Origin of the sequence: Shimia sp. FJ5 (assembly GCF_032918335.1) — a bacterium.
In the GTDB taxonomy this organism is placed as follows: domain Bacteria; phylum Pseudomonadota; class Alphaproteobacteria; order Rhodobacterales; family Rhodobacteraceae; genus Shimia; species Shimia aestuarii_A.
This window is the reverse complement of record NZ_JAWJUV010000015.1, coordinates 1-18,631: the sequence shown is the minus strand read 5'-3', so window position 1 is coordinate 18,631 and position 18,631 is coordinate 1. Positions and strand designations below refer to the sequence as shown.

The following is an 18,631-nucleotide window of genomic DNA, read 5'->3' as shown; positions in this document are numbered from 1 at the left end:
ACGAACTGGGCGTGAAACCCGTCACGCTGTACCGGTACGTCGACCCTAAAGGCAACCTGCGCGAATATGGAAAACGCGTGCTCGACGCTTAAGGTGTCATTCTGCACTCAGCCGGAGCAGACCCCAGAAAGTCAATGTCGCATCGGCGCACAACTGATTGTCACCAATCTCATCAAGATAAATTTTCGCAGCGCAGAACAGGGTTCTGTTACCGCCGTGGACAAGATTGGAAACACAGATGAGCTCCTTAGCAGCGCCAGGTCGAAAGAAACTAGTTTTAAATTCGATCGTTGCCATATCATCGTACATCGCCTCAACATCAAGCGAGGCTAGCGCCGTGTAGCCGGCTGTAGCATCAGCGATCATTGCGATGATACCACCTTGGACCGCTCCACGATGGTGATGCAGATCATTGGATACTGTCGTCACCGTCGCGCAAAATCCTCTGCGAAGATCACGAAGCTTGAGCCCAATATAACGGTAAGCAGGTTCTCGCGCGAATTGTGCACTGAGGTGCTGAAACTGCTTCTCTGGCAAATGTTCATAGAGCGTTAGATTGTCGAGCATACATACAGATCCTTCTGTTGGTTACGCAGGATGAGATTGGGAGTTTTCCGCGATCCAATTGGCCTATTACACGCGGGGCATTGACCTCCACTTCCTCAACGAAGGAGCTTTAAAGAACCAGTCAACGACTTAACGGCTTTTGCTGGACCACACAGGCCAACTCCGCTCAGAGCTTCGTTAGACAGGGAGCGTTGTGGAAACTCATCCTTGTAATCTTTGAAAGAATGGAGTTTTCGAGCAAACTCTGGGAAGGCCACCAGCGTCAGGCCGGTTGAATGCTTGTGAGCGCTTTCCGCTATGGTCAGCATCTGAGCGGAGTCCGCTTGCAAAATTGGAACTGGACGGTCCGCAGAATTCATTATCGAAACGCCCTCACTGTCCGTAAGCGTTACATTTCCTATGCCAGGATGCACCGCCCCTATCCCAGCAGCAATTGTCGCAACTGTGTTTGCGAGATAACCGATTGATTGATCGGGTGAAACGACAATGGCCAATCGAAGATCACCCTCACCATGCAGGGGAGCATTGTGAACATTTGTCGTAGGAGAGGTTACGTTTTCTGTTGGCATAAGTTCTTCCAGGATTCCGCAAGCATGTGTGTATCTTGAAGTGAACTAAGCACATTTCACTCGAACGAATTGGTTCTATTTTGCTTGAATTTCCCAATTTCAAGGCATATTCTTCCTCACAAATTTGGGATTCAGGTAGATCATACCCAAGCGGTGAAATATGAAAAGTGTTGAAACCAAACTCCTTGATGAAGCGGATCGCCGTATTCTGCTGGCCCTTCAGTCCAATGGCCGACTTAGCAATGCGGAACTCGCCGAAGCAACCGGCATGTCCACATCCCCATGCTGGCGGCGCACTCGCCGCCTAGAAGAAGATGGCTACATTCAAGGCTATCGGGCCGTGATTGATCGCAATCGGCTCGGTTTAGGCGTTTTGGTGTATGTTTCTGTCCAAATCGATACTCATTCAGCAGAAGAGGCCAACTCCTTTGAAAAGGCTGTCGCTGACTACCCACAAATCGTCTCCTGCCATTCCGTCGGCGGCAGCGCCGACTTTCTCCTACAAGTTGTATGTCGCGATCTCGACGATTACGCAGAATTCTCAATGAATCGTCTGCGGCGGATGCCGGGAATCAAAGCAATGACAAGCAGCTTTGCACTCAAGGAAATCAAACCGTTTGAAGGATGGCCAATTCTCTAGACATCAATCAGAGCGGTTAGCGCCTAACGGTTCTTGAACTCATTTTGTTGAATTTGGGTAAGCGTATCGTTTTCGAGCTTCATGCTAGCATCCGAAATTTGCCCGGGGTTAGTCCAGTAGCTTTTCGGAAAGAACGGCTAAAGTGACTTTGATCTGAAAACCCGCAATCCAGTGCGACCACTTTCAGAGGAACATCTCCTTGTCGCAACATTTCTTTCGCTCTTGAAATGCGTCTGCGCAACACATAGGCGTGCGGTGCGTATCCGAACTCTGTCTTGAACTGTCGCGAAAAGTGGAACTGACTGAGACCAACAGTGTCGGCCATATCCTTGATGTTCAAGTTTTCATCAAGAGAGCTTTCCACCAAATCGATGATGCGTCGCCGCTGGCTGGGATTAAATTTACAGGTGGCGTCACTGTCCAAGGTAACTTGGGCATATTGGCGAAGCAAATGAACAGCGATCTGGTTGCGCAAAGCGTCTATCATTAACTTTTGACCAAGCCCACCATTCTTCAATTCGCCCTCCAAGAGGCGAACGCAGTTCACTATCACCGGATCCTCGGAAGATAGTCGGTCATTAATCTCAATAGATTGCGGATCACGATCAAAAACAGACAGTGCCGTTGTTTCGATCTCATCATGAGTGAGGTAGACGTGTCTGACGGAAATCGGATCAACCCAACGCCATGTCGACTTCTCTCCACGCGTCAGCAAAGACACTCGGCCTTTGCCCACGCGCGCGTGCTCCCAAGAGCCCCCGTCAGATCGGGACATCGTTGTTGCCGCGCAATCGTAGGCAACAATCATGTAATCACGCATAGGTGGGATATCAGCATCTTGCCCATCGTAGTTGTAACCCTTTAGGGTCAGGCCTCGCCATCCACTACCAGAACTGTCAAGCGTAGTCTCACCTGGAATCCATTCAGGTATACCGTTCGGCGTAATGAGTGCGTTATTCATCTTCACCTCCCCAAGCTGTATTCTGCTTGTCCTCTTCTAGCACAACTCCAATCTAAGCCAGCCCTCCGACTTATTGTTCAGCGCGAACGATATCCTTGCTAACCAGCTCGCCTATTTCGTCTTCCGTCAGTTTGGCTTCGCGCAGTAGCTCTATCGAGTGTTGCCCGAAACGAGGTGGCGCCGAACGTACTGTTCCAGGGGTACGCGACAATCGCGCTGGCACACCTGTGCCTCGGTACCCTTCTTTAGAAACAACCATATCGCGGTGCCGTGTGTGCGGATGGGCAAGGGCTTCATTGACATCACGGACAACACCCGCAGGAACGCCTGCATTTAATAGCACGGGTTCCAATTCGAAGGCATCATGACACCGTAAACACTCAGAGAGAAGATGCGTAATCTCTGCCCGATGGGTCAAACGGGCAGCATTGTCGACAAACCGAACGTCTCTAGGCACTTCTGGAATTCCGAGCACATCACAGAGAATCGCAAATTGCCGGTTGTTCCCAACTGCCAAATATAGTTTGCCGGTGCTTGTCTCAAACATGTCATATGGCACGATATTAGGGTGTCCATTGCCCGTCGCCTTCGGGATCTGCCCAGACATCAAGGAATTGGCCGCTTGCGGGTGCATCATGCTGATTGCGGAATCATAGAGCGGCACCTCAATGGCTTGCCCCAATCCGGATCGACCACGTTCCAGAAGGGAGGCGAGAATGGCATTACAGGCAATCATGCCAGTCCCAATGTCCACGATTGGTGTACCCATCCGAGTTGGGCCATTAGCTGGATTACCATTGATACTCATTAGCCCAGTCATGGCCTGCACAACAGCGTCATACCCCGGAAATCCGCCAAGCGGCCCATCTGCGCCAAAGCCGGTGACGTGGCAAAACACAAGCTTTGGGAACTTGATTGACAACACTTCCTCATAACCAAGCCCCCATTTTTCCAGTGCGCCAGGTTTGAAATTGTGAACCAAAACGTCCGCATCTTCTAACAGCCTCAAGACCAGGTTACGCCCTTCCGGTTGGCGCAGGTCAATGGCTATGGATCTTTTGTTGCGATTTGCTCCTGAAAAATACGCGCTAAGCTCGTCTTTGAAGGGCGGCCCCCAGCCTCGTGTTTCATCACCCTGAGGCGGCTCAACTTTGATCACCTCCGCGCCGTGGTCGGCAAGCATCTGCGTGCAATACGGCCCCCCAAGCACACGACTTAGATCGACCACCTTGATTCCTTCCAATGCTCCACTCATCAGAGCACCTCATGGTAAAGACGAGAGACATCTTCGGCCGTCATATCACGCGGGTTAGTCTCAAGCAGTCGCTTGATGCCAGTGACGACCTCATTCGCCATGCTCGGAATCGCGTCCTTGGTGACACCCAATGCAGACAGCCGTGTTTCCAACCCGCTGTCAGACAAGATTTGTTCCATCTCATCGATCAAAGCATTGGCGGCGGCAGCATTTGATTTGAAGGGCCGCGCTGGCAGAAGCAACCGTGACAGGCGGGCATATTCTTTTTCTGCGGCAGGCAAATTGTAACGCATCACAGGGCCTGCAACCAATGCGTTTCCGTGCCCATGAGGTACGTGAAATCCGGTTCCCAGCGGATAAGACAAAGCATGAATTGCTCCCACGCTGGCATTGATGAACGCCATTCCAGCCAGCGTTGCCCCCAATAACATTGCTTCGCGCGCTGCAAGGTCCGAAGGCATGTCCAAAACTCTCCTGAGATTTTGACCCAGTAGAGTAAGAGCTTTGTCGGCAAGCGCATCCGAGACTGGGTTCTTGCGCGTCCGGCTGGTTGCGGCCTCTATGGCGTGCACCATGGCGTCCAATCCCGTTGCCGCCGTTATGGACCGCGGCATGCCCAATGTGAGCTTAGCGTCGAGCAAGGCAATATCAGGCAGTAGCTGTGGAGCGTAGACCGCTTGTTTCTCATGCGTTTCCGAAGTCAAAACTGACACCCAAGTGACCTCGGAGCCGGTTCCTGNTTTCTCATGCGTTTCCGAAGTCAAAACTGACACCCAAGTGACCTCGGAGCCGGTTCCTGCGGTTGTCGGCACTTGAACGAGCGGCAAACGTTTTCCAGTGACGCGGTCAACACCAATCATTTCCGCGACAGGTTGTTTGTTGGGCAACGCCGCTGCAACGACCTTTGCGGTATCCAGCGAACTGCCGCCCCCTAGTCCAATTACCCCATCTGCTCCAAAATCTCGAGCACATTCGATAGCGGTCTCAACAACAGAAATCGGTGGATCGGCGGCGACCTGATCAAAAACTTTGGCCTCAAGACCCTCAGCCTTGAGCGCATTGACCGTATCCCCAGAAAAACCACAAGCAACAATGCCAGGATCAGTCACGATCAACACGCGTGTGCAGGACAACCCCTGCATGAGATTTCCGATCTGCGAGAGCCCGCCGCTTTTGCAAACAATCTTTGGTGTGGAAAGAAAATTGAAGTCCATTGTATTCCCCAATTCTTTTAAGCCGCAGCGTCGCGGATCATGTTTCGCGCGATCAGTACTTGTTGAATTTGAGTTGTGCCCTCGTAAATACGGAAGAGACGCACATCACGATAAAAGCGTTCGACAGAGTATTCGGCCATATAGCCCGCTCCACCGTGAATCTGCACCGCGCGATCCGCCACTCGGCCCACCATTTCGCTTGCATACATTTTGCAGCAGGCTGCGTCGGTTGATACGTTCTGGCCGGCGTCCTTGCGGCGCGCGGTTTCTTCGATCATGCAGCGCGCAGCGAAGGACTCGGCCCTGCTATCAGCTAGCATCGCTTGGATCAGTTGCTTATCTGCAATTGGAGCACCGAATTGCTTACGCTCTGTTGCGAAAGTCAGGCTCTCCTTGATCAGACGCTCAGCGGCACCCACACAAACGGCGGAAATATGCAGTCGCCCCCGGTCTAGAACTTTCATTGCCGTTTTGAAGCCCTTGTTCAGCCGCTCCGGGCCGCCGATAATGCTGGCTGCTGGAACCCGAACGTTGTCCAGAATAACGTCACAGGTGTGAGAACCTTTCTGCCCCATTTTGCGGTCAGGCGGACCTAGCGTTAACCCGGGAGTCCCCGCTTCGATGAGGAAAGCGCTAACGCCAGCAGCTCCCTTTTCGTCAGGGTTGGTGCGAGCAAAAACCGTGAAAAGGTCTGCGCGAGGAGCGTTGGTAATGTAGCGTTTTGTACCGTTTAGGATGAAATCGCTTCCGTCACGGCGAGCAGTAGTACGCACACTACCCGCATCCGATCCTGCATCGGGTTCGGTCAACGCAAAGGAGGCAATCATCTCGCCGGAGGCAAGCGAAGGCAGATATCGGTCCTTCTGCGCATCGGTTCCATCAATAATTATCCCCTGTGAACCAATTCCGTTATTGGTACCAACAAGAGACCGAAATGCCGGAGAAGTTTGGCCCAATACAAAAGCCGCCTTCACTTCCTCCGCCATTGAAAGGCCAAGACCGCCGAATTCCTCGGGGATCGACATGCCGAACAAGCCCATCATACGAATTTCGTCCACCAACTCAGATGGAATCATATCCTGATCGGCTATTTGCTCTTCTTTGGGTATCAGCCGTTCCTTGACGAAGCGATCGAGCGCGTCGAGAAATTGCGAAAGGGTGTCTGTATCTAGGGCCATGATGCTCTCAGCGTAGTTAGGGGGCGACCGTCGAAAGGCGACGGACAAGTTCGACAAGACGGGGGGCGACATCGTTTTCAATCCAGTCGCGCGTCAATGTTTGAGAAGGGCCACCGCAGTTGAACGCAATGACGGGTGAGCCATCTTTGGGAATATAGGGCACGGCTACTGCATTTACGTTGTTCTTCCACTCCGTGAACGAAGTGCAGTATCCGAGCCTCTCGTAGCTTTCGATGGCCGTTTCAATGCCGGGCAGTACTTTCGACCAGTTTTCGCCTTCATGTTCCTTCAAGACGGAGAGGATTTTTGCTTGCTCTTCCGGCTCTTGCGACGCGATGTATGCGCGGCCCACAGCCGATGTCGCCAGTTTGATATGGGCACCGACTTCTATTGCCAGCGTCACAGCATTGGTTCCTTTGCAGCGTTCCAGGTAAACCATCGAATGCCTGTCACGACTGGCCATAGCCACGGGCATGCCGGTGTAGTCCGCCAGTTCTTGCATATAAGGTTTTGCCAACTGCCGTACTGGCATCCCGGCGAGACAAGAATAGCCCAGCGACAGCACAGGCGGTGCCAAGCGATAGCGAGCAGTATCCGGGTCGTAGCTAAGGTACTCGAGTTTATTCAACGTGTAGACCAATCTTGAGATCGTCGATCTGCTAAGACCTGTCCGTTTGGCCAAATCACCGTTCCCGAGAGCCTCGCCTTCGCGTCGGAATGCCCGCAGTACTTCGAGGCCACGCGCCAGCGCAGTCACGAAATCTCGATCTGGTCCTTCCGTGTCGTCAGTACGGTTCTTTCTTGGCCTCAATGTGTCTCTCCTACCTCTAACGCTGCGTCTTGAATCGCATCTAAACGTTCGTTAACGTCCCAGTCAATAGTGCGGTAAAGTTTTCCGCTGTGCGGAATATATGCAAACCCAGCACTTCGCCTCCGTGTTTGAACACACGAAAAAGCCAGAGACAGAAAGGGCTCAACACAATGAAATCTTTGAAATATCCCGTAATACAACACCTGATAGGACGAGAGTGGAGCGGCGCTCAAACACAAGAAGACCGCGTTGTCCTAAATCCAGCGAGTGGTGAAAAAATTGGACAGATACCCCAGGCAAGCGCTTCGGATTTGGATCTCGCCGTTCGTTCCGCCGAATCAGCTTTCCAACTCTGGAGAGACACGTCGCCCATGGATCGAAGTGGAATTCTACGGAAGTTCGCAGACCTTCTGAGGGCCAATGACACGCTGATATCTGGCTGGATCACGCTTGATGAAGGAAAACCCCTGGCCGAAGCCTTAGCCGAGGTACATTCCTCCGCCGATCACGTGGATTGGCACGCTGAAGAGTGCAGACGCATCTATGGTCGAATCGTGCCCTCGCGTAGCCCACAGGTTCAACAGCTTGTTGTTCGCGAACCCATTGGCGTGTGCCTTGCCATTACTCCCTGGAATTTCCCGCTGAGCCAGGCGGTTCGAAAAGTGGCGGCGGCGCTAGCTTCAGGCTGCACCATGATCCTCAAAGCGCCGGCAGAGGCGCCGGCAGGCTGTATGGCAATAGCACGATTCCTCCAAGAGGCGGGCCTGCCAGAAGGTTGCCTTAATTTGGTTTGGGGTAATTCGGGTTTCATCTCGGAGACGCTTATTGCACGCCCCGAAGTGCGCAAAATCACATTCACTGGATCGGTGGGAGTGGGCAAGCACCTAGCCGAACTGGCCGGACGCCACATGAAGCGCGCGACAATGGAACTTGGTGGCCACGCCCCAGTCTTGGTATTTGACGATGCCGACGCTGAAGCAGCGGCACGCGCCCTTGCGACCAACAAATTGCGCAACGCTGGCCAAGTTTGCATCGCACCAACCCGCTTTTTTGTTCAACAAGGGATCTACGACCACTTCATGGCGGAACTGGTTTCGGCCTTTGAGAGCGTAAAGGTAGGTGATGGGTTGCACGATCGCATTGATATGGGGCCGCTGTGTCACCCCGGCCGCGTTAACGCGATGGAGCAGCTTGTTGAGGATGCGCGACAGAATGGTGCGCATATCCTGACCGGAGGCAGTCGCATCGGCAATGTTGGAAACTTCTTTGCGCCAACCATTGTTGACACGCCCAACGACAGCATTGCTTTGATGCGAGAGGAACCATTCGGTCCTATTGCGGCGGTATCTCCATTCAAGAGCATCGAAGATGGCCTATCGCGCGCGAATGGATTGCCATTCGGTCTCGCATCCTACGTGTTCACCAATTCCTTGGAACGAGCGGACCAAGCCGCCCAAAATCTGCATGCGGGAATGGTCAGCATCAACCAATTCGGCCTCGCTTTACCGGAGACCCCGTTCGGCGGCGTCAGAGACAGCGGATATGGAAGCGAAGGGGGAACAGAGACCTTTGATGGTTACCTCATGACCAAATTCATTTCGCGCAACCGCGCTCCTGTAGAATGAGATTGCAGATGCCTGTCGAATTTAGCATCGTGAATGGTTCCGCCATCCTAACTATCAACAACCCGCCCCTTAACCTGATCAATGCGGAGGTTCGAGCCGGTATCGAACGCGGAATTAGCCGAGCACACGACTCTGGCGCTAGTCGCCTGATTATCACCGGTGCGGGGACAACTTTCGTCGCGGGTGCGGACGCAAATGAATTCGGAAAGCCTCCGCATGATCCTCAGCTGAACGATGTGCTGTTAAAGCTGGCACAACTTTCAATCCCAACCATCGCGGCGATCAACGGCGTAGCACTTGGCGGAGGATTGGAAATAGCCCTAGCGTGCCGCTTCCGTATCGCTGCTCCGGCAGCCAGATTGGGTCTGCCCGAAGTCATCCTGGGAATGGTGCCCGGAGCTGGCGGGACACAGCGATTGCCTCGGCTTATCGGCATAGAATCCGCACTTGATATGATTGTCAGCGGACAGGCAGTTTCCGCCACCCGGGCCATAAACTTGGGGATGATCCAACAATTGGCCGAAGATCCATTGGAGGCAGCTCTAGCGCTTGACGCTGCTGATCTAGCGAAGGCAAGGGCTCCAGACAATCTGCCAGCACCTTTGCCGGATGACGCGGCATTGGCCGCCGCGCACACGCGTGCCAAGCGACGGATGGCGGGCCAAGATGCTCCACTGATCGCAGTTGACCTGGTTAAAGCCAGTGCCTCAATGCAATTCGCAGAAGCGTTGCAAAACGAACGATCTACTTTTCTGACCTTGCGCACTTCGGATCAAGCTCGCGCCCTTCGCCACGTCTTCTTTTCCGAGCGTGCGGCGGCAAACAAGGCACGCATTTTCCCATGTTCTTCAAAGAAAATTGAAACCGCGGTTGTAGTTGGTGGCGGCAATATGGGGGCCGCCATTGCCTATACACTAGCATCCGCAGGGATTTCTGTGACGGTCGTAGAACGCGATACTGCATCGGCTGAATGGGCTTCCAACAACCTTCATGAGCTCGTAAACCAAGGCGTCAAGCGAGGGGTGTTGCAGGATGAGGCCGCACAGGCCATTGTCTCTCGTCTGGCCACAGCAGTTGGCTATGCAAATCTTCCTCAGGCCACTCTAGCTATTGAGGCCGCATTCGAAAACTTCGATGTAAAATGCGCAATTCTGAACGAACTGGAAGCCGTGTTGCCACATGATGCCGTGCTTGCGACCAATACATCTTACCTTGATGTCAATCGACTAGCGGAAGGCCTCAAGAATCCTGATCGTTTCGTCGGTCTACATTTCTTTAGCCCCGCTCACATTATGAAGCTTTTGGAAATTGTCCGGGGCAATCAAACCTCGGACAACACCTTAGGCATTGCATTTGACCTGGCTAGCCGACTTAATAAAGTCCCCGTTCTATCCGGCGTATGCGACGGCTTTATCGGGAACCGGATCTTATCGAGCTACCGGCAAGCCGCCATTCGCCTTCTAGTAGAAGGCGCCTCGGTCGAACAAATTGATACCGCAATGCGTGACTTTGGCATGGCAATGGGTCCATTTTCAGCGCAGGACATGTCAGGCTTGGACATTGCCTATGCGAATATTCAGAGGAGGTCCGCCAACAAAGGACTAGACGAGGATCACGTTCCACTGGTTGAACAGATGGTTGAGGAACATAATCGCCTAGGACGCAAATCTGGCGCAGGGTGGTATGACTATGACGCAGAAGGTCGGTCTTCAGCTTCAAGCACAGTCGCAGCGGAAATTTCCCAAATTTCAGAAGACCTGACCATTCCACTTCAGACATTTCGCTCTGAGGAGATTGTTGACCGGCTTGTGCTAACAATGCTGACAGAAGCTTGCGACATCCTTGAGGAAGGCATTGCAGAGCAACCACGGGACATCGATCTGGTGATGATCCACGGCTACGGTTTCCCTCGCTGGCGAGGTGGTTTGATGCACTACGCTCAGAACGTCGGCGAGGCTCGAGTAAGGGCGCTTTATGATGCGTGCGCAGAAAAGACCACGTTCAGTTGGAAAACGCCACGCAACCTAGATCTGGTTTTCGCTTCCGCCTAACTCATAAACACTTCTCATCAAAACTGAAGGCAGGCAATTTAGCCCGTTATCACACTGTGTTTGCCTGCCTTTGCATCGACTGAGCAAGAAATGACAATACCCAAAGCACGACTGTTCAATACATAAGACTCCTGCCCGTTTACTCAGAAACTCGAGGCAATCTCAGCTGTTCGTGCAGCCAGGTTGGACTTGAAAGACAACAGGCGGCGTCTGAGCCGCATGAGTAAACTGGGAGGAAGACAATGCAAGTCAGCAAAGAAGCAGACACGCTCCGAGCGCTTTATCAGAACTGGACAGACCAGATGGTCGAGAACCCAGACCTGACGATCGCAAATCTGCGCAGCATGTTCGACGAATGGGGTCAGCCCGCGCTTGAGCCCGAAAATGTAAGCTACAAAAGCGACCATGTGGGAGGGGTCGAAGCTATTTGGGCGCTACCTGAAGGCGCTGATAAATCTCGCGTGATCGTTTATACGCATGGTGGCGGCTTTGCCGTAGGATCTGCGGACAGCCACAGAAAAATGGCAGGTCACCTTGCCAAGGAACTGGGCGTAATTTCCGTGATCTTGCATTATCGCCGAGCGCCTGAACATCCGTTCCCGGCTCAGCTTGAAGACGCAGTCGCAGCGTACAAGGCACTTTTGGAGCAAGGCTATGAACCAGCAAAGATTCTGACGGCAGGTGACAGTGCGGGTGGCAATCTTGCCGTCGCAAGCGTACTCAAGATGCGTGAACTTGGCCTGCCGCTGCCTGGGGGTGTTATCGCGTACTCGCCTTGGCTCGACATGGCGATGCGTGGCCCATCACTGGAAACTAACGCCGAAACCGACGCCCTGGTTGGAAAGCCAATCCTTGAAGCAATGGCGGGCATGTTCCTGGGAGAAGAGACAAACCCGTTGAACCCACTCGCCAACCCGTTGGAGAATGATTTCTCGGGCTACCCACCACTCTATATCAATGCTGGCGGCGCAGAAACTTTGCTCAGCGACTCTGAGCGCCTTTACAAAAAGGCAAAAGAACAGGGTGTTAATGCGACGCTCTCTGTTGTTGACGGTATGCAGCACGTTTTCCCCGCCCTGTCGGGACGCGCACCAGAAGCGACAGAGGAACTTGGTCGGATCGCGGCCTGGTACAAGGGCCTCTGACCATTTTTGGCCCGCCTGATATGCAGCGCGGGCCAGTTTCCAAAAACAATCATCAACCGACTTGTCACTCGCATAGCGCGAGATCGAGAGGTCATGCTCTGGGAGGAGTGAAATGAACGTACAGACAGAGATTACCAAAACAACAGGCGCCGACTACGATGCGGTTGTAATTGGTGCAGGTTTCGGCGGGCTTTATGCCGTCCACAAGCTTCGCAACGAACAAGGAATGAACGTACGAGGTTTTGACAGCGCCAGCGATGTTGGTGGCACATGGTGGCACAACCGCTATCCGGGCGCACTTTCAGACACGGAAAGCTATGTCTACCGATACTCCTTTGACAAAGAACTTCTGAAACGTGGTCGCTGGAAAACCCGCTACCTGACGCAACCCGAAATTTTGGACTACATGAATGAAGTGGCAGACCATCTGGATCTGCGACGCAGCTATAAGTTCAACACGAAGGTTGACGGTGCGCAATACAATGAAGAAACGGGGCTGTGGAGCATCACGACAGACTCCGGCGAGACTGTCACCGCAAAATATCTGGTGACCGGCCTCGGTCTGCTGTCCGCAACAAACGTTCCAGCCTTCAAAGGTGTTGATGATTTCAAGGGGCGCATTTTGCACACAGGCGCCTGGCCGGAAGATGTCGATTTGTCGAACAAACGTGTCGGCATCATCGGCACTGGTTCGACTGGCGTTCAGGTCATCACTGCGACGGCCCCTGTTGCGAAACACCTGACGGTTTTCCAACGGTCTGCTCAATATGTAGTCCCTATCGGCAACACGCCCCAGGACGAAGCAACTATTTCCGAGCAAAAGGCAAACTACGACCAAATCTGGGATCAAGTAAAGAACTCAGCCGTGGCATTTGGCTTCGAAGAAAGCACTATCCCAGCGGAAACGGCGACTCAGGAAGAGCGTGAGCGCGTGTTTGAAGCTGCATGGCAGCGCGGTGGCGGCTTTTACTTCATGTTCGGGACCTTCTGCGACATTGCAACGAGTCAGGTTGCCAATGACGCAGCAGCCGACTTCATCAAAGGCAAGATCCGCAAGATCGTAAAAGATCCTCAGATTGCTGAAATGCTAATCCCAAATGACCTCTATGCCAAACGCCCGCTCTGCGGAAATGACTATTTCGACGTCTACAACCGGGACAATGTGACACTCGCAGATGTAAAGTCCGATCCGATTACAGAGTTCACCCCGAACGGTATTCGCTTGGAGAGCGGAGAGGAGCATGAACTTGACGTCGTAATCTTCGCCACCGGTTTTGACGCTGTTGACGGCAACTACGTGAAAATGGATCTCCGAGGCCGCGGCGGTGTGACCATGCGCGACACATGGAAGGAAGGCCCCCTGGGTTATCTTGGAATGATGGAAGTCGACTTCCCGAACTTCTTTATGATCCTTGGCCCAAATGGCCCATTCACAAACCTACCCCCAAGTATTGAAACCCAAGTCGAGTGGATCTCTGAGACGATCAGCACGATGGAAGAATCGGGCGTCAAGAGTGTCGAGCCAACCGTGGAAGCACGGGATGCCTGGGTTGGCACGTGTCGAGAAATCGCTGATATGACCCTCTTCCCTAAGGCAGAAAGCTGGATCTTCGGCGCGAACATCCCCGGCAAAAAGAACGCGGTCATGTTCTACATGGCTGGGATCGGGAACTATCGCGCGGCCATCGGTGCGGTAAAGGAGGAAGGCTATCCGTCTCTGATCCGCGACCGAGAAACCGCCGAAGCATAAGTAAATTGCCGGGGCTTCTTCGATGCCCCGGCAATCGCTGATTAGCAATCAAAAAAGGGAGAAAGAGAATGGGACGTATTTCAGGTAAAATTGCCCTGGTAACAGGTGGTGCGATGGGCATGGGCAAAGCCCACAGCGAATTGCTAGCTCGCGAAGGCGCTCAGGTCTTTGTAACTGACCGTGATGCGGAAGCGGGTGAAACCGTAGTTAAGAATATTGTAGCGTCCGGTGGCCAAGCCGAATTCATCCAACATGACGTAACACAGGAAGCCGAGTGGGCCAAAGTCATTTCCGCGGTACAATCCAAAACAGGTCGTTTGGATATTCTAGTGAACAACGCAGGCATTCTCATTCTGAAGCCTCTTCACGAGACTACACCTGAAGAGTTTGACATGACCTTCGACGTTAATGTTCGCGGTGTATATCTGGGCATTCGCGCCGCTGTGCCGTTGATGAAAAAATCTGGAAACGCTTCGATTATCAACATTTCATCAATTTATGGAATTGTCGGCGCCGCATCCGCAGGAGCTTACATTGGCTCAAAAGGCGCGGTTCGGTTACTGACCAAATCCTGTGCCGTCGATCTGGCAGACAGTGGGATTCGTGTGAACTCTATCCACCCCGGCGTTATCGACACCCCGATGACCAAGGATCTGCTGCACAGCGACGAAGCAACGCGTGAAGCTATTCTTGGTGCAACCCTACTGAAACGTCCAAGCAAGCCGGAAGAGGTTTCTAACGCCGTGCTGTTCCTGGCGTCTGATGACTCATCCTTCGTTCACGGCGCAGAAATTGTCGTCGATGGCGGATACACAGCGAATTGAATTCACTGTTGCTTTCCCCCGCAAGGCTTGGTCCTTGCGGGGGCACTTGTGCAACCCTGCAAAAAAGAAGCCGAAGAATTTCGATGAACCACACCGCAGGTGCTTTCAGCTAGTTCAAGGCAGATCAGGAAGTCCACAAATGACTGATGCTTTCATTTGCGATTACATCCGCACACCAATTGGCCGGTATGGTGGTACTCTTTCGTCTGTACGCGCAGATGACTTGGGCGCAATTCCGCTTAAGGCGCTGGCCAATCGTAACTCTTACCTTGATTTAGAGGCCATCGACGAGGTGATCTACGGTTGCGCCAATCAGGCGGGCGAAGACAATCGCAACGTGGCGCGCATGTCGCTTTTGTTGGCGGGCTACCCGGAAACCGTTCCTGGAACAACGATGAATCGTCTATGCGGATCAGGTATGGATGCGGTGATCACTGCGGCGCGAGCAATCAAATCTGGCGAAGCCGAAATGATAATTGCTGGCGGCGTCGAAAGCATGTCTCGCGCGCCGTTCGTGATTCCAAAGGCACCTGCCGCCTTTACAAGGGCAAACGAGGTGCATGACACAACCATCGGGTGGCGTTTCGTCAACAAGCTTATGAAAGACCAATACGGCGTCGACAGTATGCCCGAAACCGCCGAGAACGTGGCGGAAGACTTCAACGTCAATCGCGCGGATCAAGACAAGTTTGCGCTTTACTCGCAGCAGAAGGCAGCAAAAGCGCAAGCCAATGGTCGCCTCGCCAAAGAAATTGTACCAGTAACTATTCCTCAACGCAAAGGCGATCCGATTGTCGTTAATACCGATGAGCACCCGAGAGCTTCAACCACATTTGAAGGACTACAGAAGTTGGGTGCCATTGCAAAGGCGGGAGGAACTGTAACAGCGGGCAATGCTTCTGGAGTCAACGACGGTGCAGCTGCACTGATCCTCGCCAGCAAAGAAGCCGCAAAGAAGCACGGCCTCAGGCCCATTGCGAAGGTGCTCGGCGGAGCGACCGCGGGCGTGCCACCACGCATAATGGGTTATGGCCCGGCGCCAGCGTCGATCAAACTCATGGATAGCTTGGGTTTGAACCAAACCGACTTCGCGAGAATCGAATTAAACGAAGCATTTGCCTCTCAAAGTTTGGCAGCGCTGCGCGCGCTCGGAATTACAGATAACGACCCCCGCATCAACCCACACGGTGGCGCAATCGCTTTGGGCCACCCGCTCGGCATGTCAGGAGCGCGAATAACAGGAACTGCCAGCTTGGATCTTAAGGCCGGGGAAAGAGCATTGTCGGCTATGTGCATCGGTGTGGGTCAGGGCATAGCCATAGCTTTAGAGGGCATTTGAACGAAAGATGAAAAGACAGATTTGTCAGCGTTTGGAACTACAATTAGTTGGTTTGAAACATGTTATCTAACAGAGATCGCCCACCCACCTCCCCACGGGCGATCAACTCGCGGCACCAGCAGTGCTGGTGCCGCTCTTATGACCAAGACTTGAGAACACACTGAGAGCTCAACGGCCTACAACCCCAACACCATCGGCCTCAAGATCGATGTCATCGATTTCATTGCAGCCTCTACAGGATAGAATTTGGTTAAGCGCGACCTCATCCTCAACAATTTGGACAATGACAATGGAAACCTGCATCCAGATTTCGCTCTACACCAAGGGCCAAGCCATCGACGCCTCATTGGGAAGCCGGACCAACGCAAAGAACGTATTCGTCGAACTGGATAGAAAATGAAAATGGAAGAGGAGTCCAACGCCCATGAAGGTGCTCGTACCTGTCAAGCGCGTGATTGACTATAACGTGAAAGTCCGCGTGAAAGCGGATGGCAGCGGAGTTGATCTCGCCAACGTGAAAATGTCGATGAACCCGTTTGACGAGATTGCGGTCGAACAGGCCATCCGTCTGAAAGAAGCCGGCAAGGCCGACGAGATCGTCGTCGTGTCGATCGGCGTCAAGCAGGCCCAGGAAACCCTGCGCACCGCGCTGGCCATGGGCGCCGACCGCGCCATTCTGGTCAATGCTGCCGATGACGTGCACACCGACATCGAGCCGCTGGCCGTCGCCAAGATCCTGGCGAAAGTCGTCGAAGAAGAGCAGCCGGGCCTGGTCCTGGCCGGCAAGCAGGCGATCGACAACGACATGAACGCCACCGGTCAGATGCTGTCGGCGCTGCTGGGCTGGTCCCAGGGCACCTTCGCCTCGGAACTGGACATCGACGGCGACAAGGCCGTTGTGACCCGCGAAGTGGACGGCGGCCTGCAGACCATCAAGGTCAATATGCCCGCCATCGTTACCGTGGACCTGCGCCTGAACGAACCGCGCTATGCTTCGCTGCCGAACATCATGAAGGCGAAGAAGAAGCCGCTGGACGAGAAAACCGCCGCCGACTACGGCGTCGACGTCGCTCCGCGTCTTGAAATCGTCGAAACCAAAGAGCCCGAAGCCCGCGCCGCCGGCATCGTGGTGGGGTCGGTCGACGAGCTGGTAGAGAAACTCAAAGAAGCGGGGGCTGTGTAATGGCTGTTCTTCTTCTCGCAGAAGTTACCAACGGCGAACTGGCGCTGGACGCCACCGCCAAGGCTGTCACCGCCGCCAAGGCGCTGGGTGACGTGACCGTTCTGGCCGCAGGCGGTTCCGCCGCAGCCGCTGGCGAAGCCGCCGCGAAAATCGACGGCGTCGCCAAAGTTCTGGTCGCCGAAGACGCGTCCTTGGGCCACCGTCTGGCGGAATCGACCGCAGCGCTGATCGTGTCGCTGGCCGATGGCTTCGAGCACATCGTCGCTCCGGCCACCACCGACGCGAAAAACGTGATGCCGCGCGTCGCAGCCCTGCTGGACGTGATGGTGATCTCGGACGCGACCGCAGTGGTTGACGGCAACACCTTCGAACGCCCGATCTACGCCGGCAACGCCAACCAGGTTGTGCGTTCGTCGGATGCGAAAAAGGTCATCACCTTCCGCACCTCGACCTTCGACGCCGCTGGCGAAGGTGGCTCTGCCTCGGTCGAAACCGTGTCGGCAGCCGCCGATCCCGGCCTGTCGAGCTGGGTTGAAGACAAGGTTGCCGAAAGCGACCGCCCCGAGCTGACCTCGGCTGGCGTTGTTGTTTCGGGCGGCCGTGGTGTTGGCTCGGAAGAGGACTTTGCCCTGATCGAAGGTCTGGCAGACAAGCTGGGCGCCGCCGTTGGCGCCTCGCGTGCCGCCGTTGACTCGGGCTACGCCCCGAACGACTGGCAGGTTGGTCAAACCGGTAAAGTTGTTGCGCCTGACCTGTATGTCGCTATCGGTATCTCGGGCGCCATCCAGCACCTTGCTGGTATGAAAGACTCGAAAGTCATCGTCGCGATCAACAAGGACGAAGAAGCACCGATCTTCCAGGTTGCTGACTTCGGACTGGTTGTCGACCTGTTCCAGGCTGTACCGGAACTCACCGAGAAACTGTGAATCCTCCCTGACTGGGTCGGCCAGCCGAAATGTTGTGCCGACCCGCTTTTTTTGGAGACATTGGACTGACAGAGCGATTCAAACACCAAATTGCATTTCTTATCAAAGTTGCCTTCGCTCCAGAATGTATAGTATATCGCGTGGTTAAATACTGCCCTTCATGTCCGTTTTCTGGGCATGAAGCTACGCGACCGAGTTGCCCTCAACATCCAGGATTTACGCCGCGCGCGTGGGCTGAGCCAAGAAGAACTCGCCCTGCGCGCGGGTGTGAATCGTGGCTACATGGGCAAGCTCGAAAACGCCAAATACGCGGCATCTTTGGACATATTGGAAAAGATTGCTGCAGCTCTCTCTGTCGACCCATCAGCGCTGGTCGCCCCGCGACGCTGATCCTGTCAATAGCTTTCGATCCAAACTTCAGATAGTTCATTAATTTATTCACGGGAGTTATGCCCGATGCCCCCTCCTGGGGTCTGATGCCGTAGAGTGCAGAATCCTACGCTAAGCTTCGAGAGCTCGTTTTCCGAGATCGCATAGATTGCCGTTGGAAACGACATGCCGGTAGAGTGTGACCGGTTTGATCCCCAGTTCCT

General features: G+C 53.9%; 17 protein-coding genes. 10 read left to right on the top strand and 7 right to left on the bottom strand.

Annotated features, from left to right (window positions below):
* Window positions 1–96: 96 nt before the first annotated feature.
* Both R1W01_RS18350 and R1W01_RS18345 read right to left on the bottom strand, forming a co-directional pair.
* Entirely contained in the window at window positions 97–567 is a 471-nt protein-coding gene (locus R1W01_RS18350; RefSeq protein ID WP_297753946.1) for a PaaI family thioesterase, read from the bottom strand.
* Window positions 568–662: 95 nt separating this feature from the next.
* Window positions 663–1,136, bottom strand: a complete 474-nt coding sequence (locus R1W01_RS18345) for a DUF2000 domain-containing protein (protein ID WP_297753949.1) — start codon at window positions 1,134–1,136, stop codon at window positions 663–665.
* Between the two features lie 160 nt (window positions 1,137–1,296).
* On the opposite strand from R1W01_RS18345, the gene R1W01_RS18340 reads away from it, so the two are divergent.
* A complete protein-coding gene (locus R1W01_RS18340) occupies window positions 1,297–1,776 on the top strand; it encodes an Lrp/AsnC family transcriptional regulator (protein ID WP_243614280.1) in 480 nt (159 codons plus the stop codon).
* Between the two features lie 79 nt (window positions 1,777–1,855).
* Here the strand turns inward: R1W01_RS18340 and R1W01_RS18335 are convergent, their stop codons facing one another.
* From R1W01_RS18335 to R1W01_RS18315, 5 genes are all read right to left on the bottom strand, one after another.
* A complete protein-coding gene (locus R1W01_RS18335; protein ID WP_243614279.1) occupies window positions 1,856–2,737 on the bottom strand; it encodes a helix-turn-helix domain-containing protein in 882 nt (293 codons plus the stop codon).
* 70 nt (window positions 2,738–2,807) lie between these two features.
* On the bottom strand, window positions 2,808–3,992 hold the full coding sequence (locus R1W01_RS18330) for a CaiB/BaiF CoA transferase family protein (RefSeq protein ID WP_297753955.1): 1,185 nt from the start codon (window positions 3,990–3,992) through the stop codon (window positions 2,808–2,810).
* Window positions 3,992–5,206, bottom strand: a complete 1,215-nt coding sequence (locus R1W01_RS18325) for an iron-containing alcohol dehydrogenase (RefSeq protein ID WP_317275463.1) — start codon at window positions 5,204–5,206, stop codon at window positions 3,992–3,994. Before R1W01_RS18325 ends, R1W01_RS18330 begins: the two co-directional genes overlap by 1 nt.
* A gap of 17 nt (window positions 5,207–5,223) precedes the next feature.
* On the bottom strand, window positions 5,224–6,384 hold the full coding sequence (locus tag R1W01_RS18320) for an acyl-CoA dehydrogenase family protein (RefSeq protein WP_297753960.1): 1,161 nt from the start codon (window positions 6,382–6,384) through the stop codon (window positions 5,224–5,226).
* Between the two features lie 16 nt (window positions 6,385–6,400).
* Entirely contained in the window at window positions 6,401–7,141 is a 741-nt protein-coding gene (locus tag R1W01_RS18315; protein ID WP_297753965.1) for an IclR family transcriptional regulator, read from the bottom strand.
* Between the two features lie 224 nt (window positions 7,142–7,365).
* Between R1W01_RS18315 and R1W01_RS18310 the strand changes: the two genes are divergently transcribed.
* From R1W01_RS18310 to R1W01_RS18270, 9 genes are all read left to right on the top strand, one after another.
* A complete protein-coding gene (locus tag R1W01_RS18310; protein WP_297753968.1) occupies window positions 7,366–8,820 on the top strand; it encodes an NAD-dependent succinate-semialdehyde dehydrogenase in 1,455 nt (484 codons plus the stop codon).
* A gap of 8 nt (window positions 8,821–8,828) precedes the next feature.
* Entirely contained in the window at window positions 8,829–10,871 is a 2,043-nt protein-coding gene (locus tag R1W01_RS18305) for an FAD-dependent oxidoreductase (RefSeq protein ID WP_297753971.1), read from the top strand.
* Between the two features lie 242 nt (window positions 10,872–11,113).
* Window positions 11,114–12,016, top strand: coding sequence for an alpha/beta hydrolase (locus R1W01_RS18300; RefSeq protein WP_243614272.1), 903 nt, complete (start codon window positions 11,114–11,116; stop codon window positions 12,014–12,016).
* 112 nt (window positions 12,017–12,128) lie between these two features.
* The gene (locus R1W01_RS18295; RefSeq protein WP_243614271.1) at window positions 12,129–13,766 is read left to right on the top strand and encodes a flavin-containing monooxygenase; all 1,638 of its coding nucleotides are present in this window, start codon (window positions 12,129–12,131) and stop codon (window positions 13,764–13,766) included.
* A gap of 68 nt (window positions 13,767–13,834) precedes the next feature.
* Window positions 13,835–14,590 carry an SDR family NAD(P)-dependent oxidoreductase gene (locus R1W01_RS18290; protein ID WP_243614270.1) on the top strand — a complete coding sequence of 252 codons (756 nt, stop codon included), beginning with the start codon at window positions 13,835–13,837 and terminating at the stop codon, window positions 14,588–14,590.
* Window positions 14,591–14,729: 139 nt separating this feature from the next.
* Entirely contained in the window at window positions 14,730–15,929 is a 1,200-nt protein-coding gene (gene pcaF / locus R1W01_RS18285; protein ID WP_243614269.1) for a 3-oxoadipyl-CoA thiolase, read from the top strand.
* Between the two features lie 424 nt (window positions 15,930–16,353).
* On the top strand, window positions 16,354–17,112 hold the full coding sequence (locus tag R1W01_RS18280; protein ID WP_297753978.1) for an electron transfer flavoprotein subunit beta/FixA family protein: 759 nt from the start codon (window positions 16,354–16,356) through the stop codon (window positions 17,110–17,112).
* On the top strand, window positions 17,112–18,038 hold the full coding sequence (locus R1W01_RS18275) for an electron transfer flavoprotein subunit alpha/FixB family protein (protein ID WP_297753982.1): 927 nt from the start codon (window positions 17,112–17,114) through the stop codon (window positions 18,036–18,038). Before R1W01_RS18280 ends, R1W01_RS18275 begins: the two co-directional genes overlap by 1 nt.
* A 177-nt stretch (window positions 18,039–18,215) precedes the next feature.
* Window positions 18,216–18,428: a helix-turn-helix domain-containing protein gene (locus R1W01_RS18270; RefSeq protein WP_297753985.1), complete on the top strand. Its 213-nt coding sequence runs from the start codon at window positions 18,216–18,218 to the stop codon at window positions 18,426–18,428.
* Window positions 18,429–18,631: the final 203 nt, after the last annotated feature.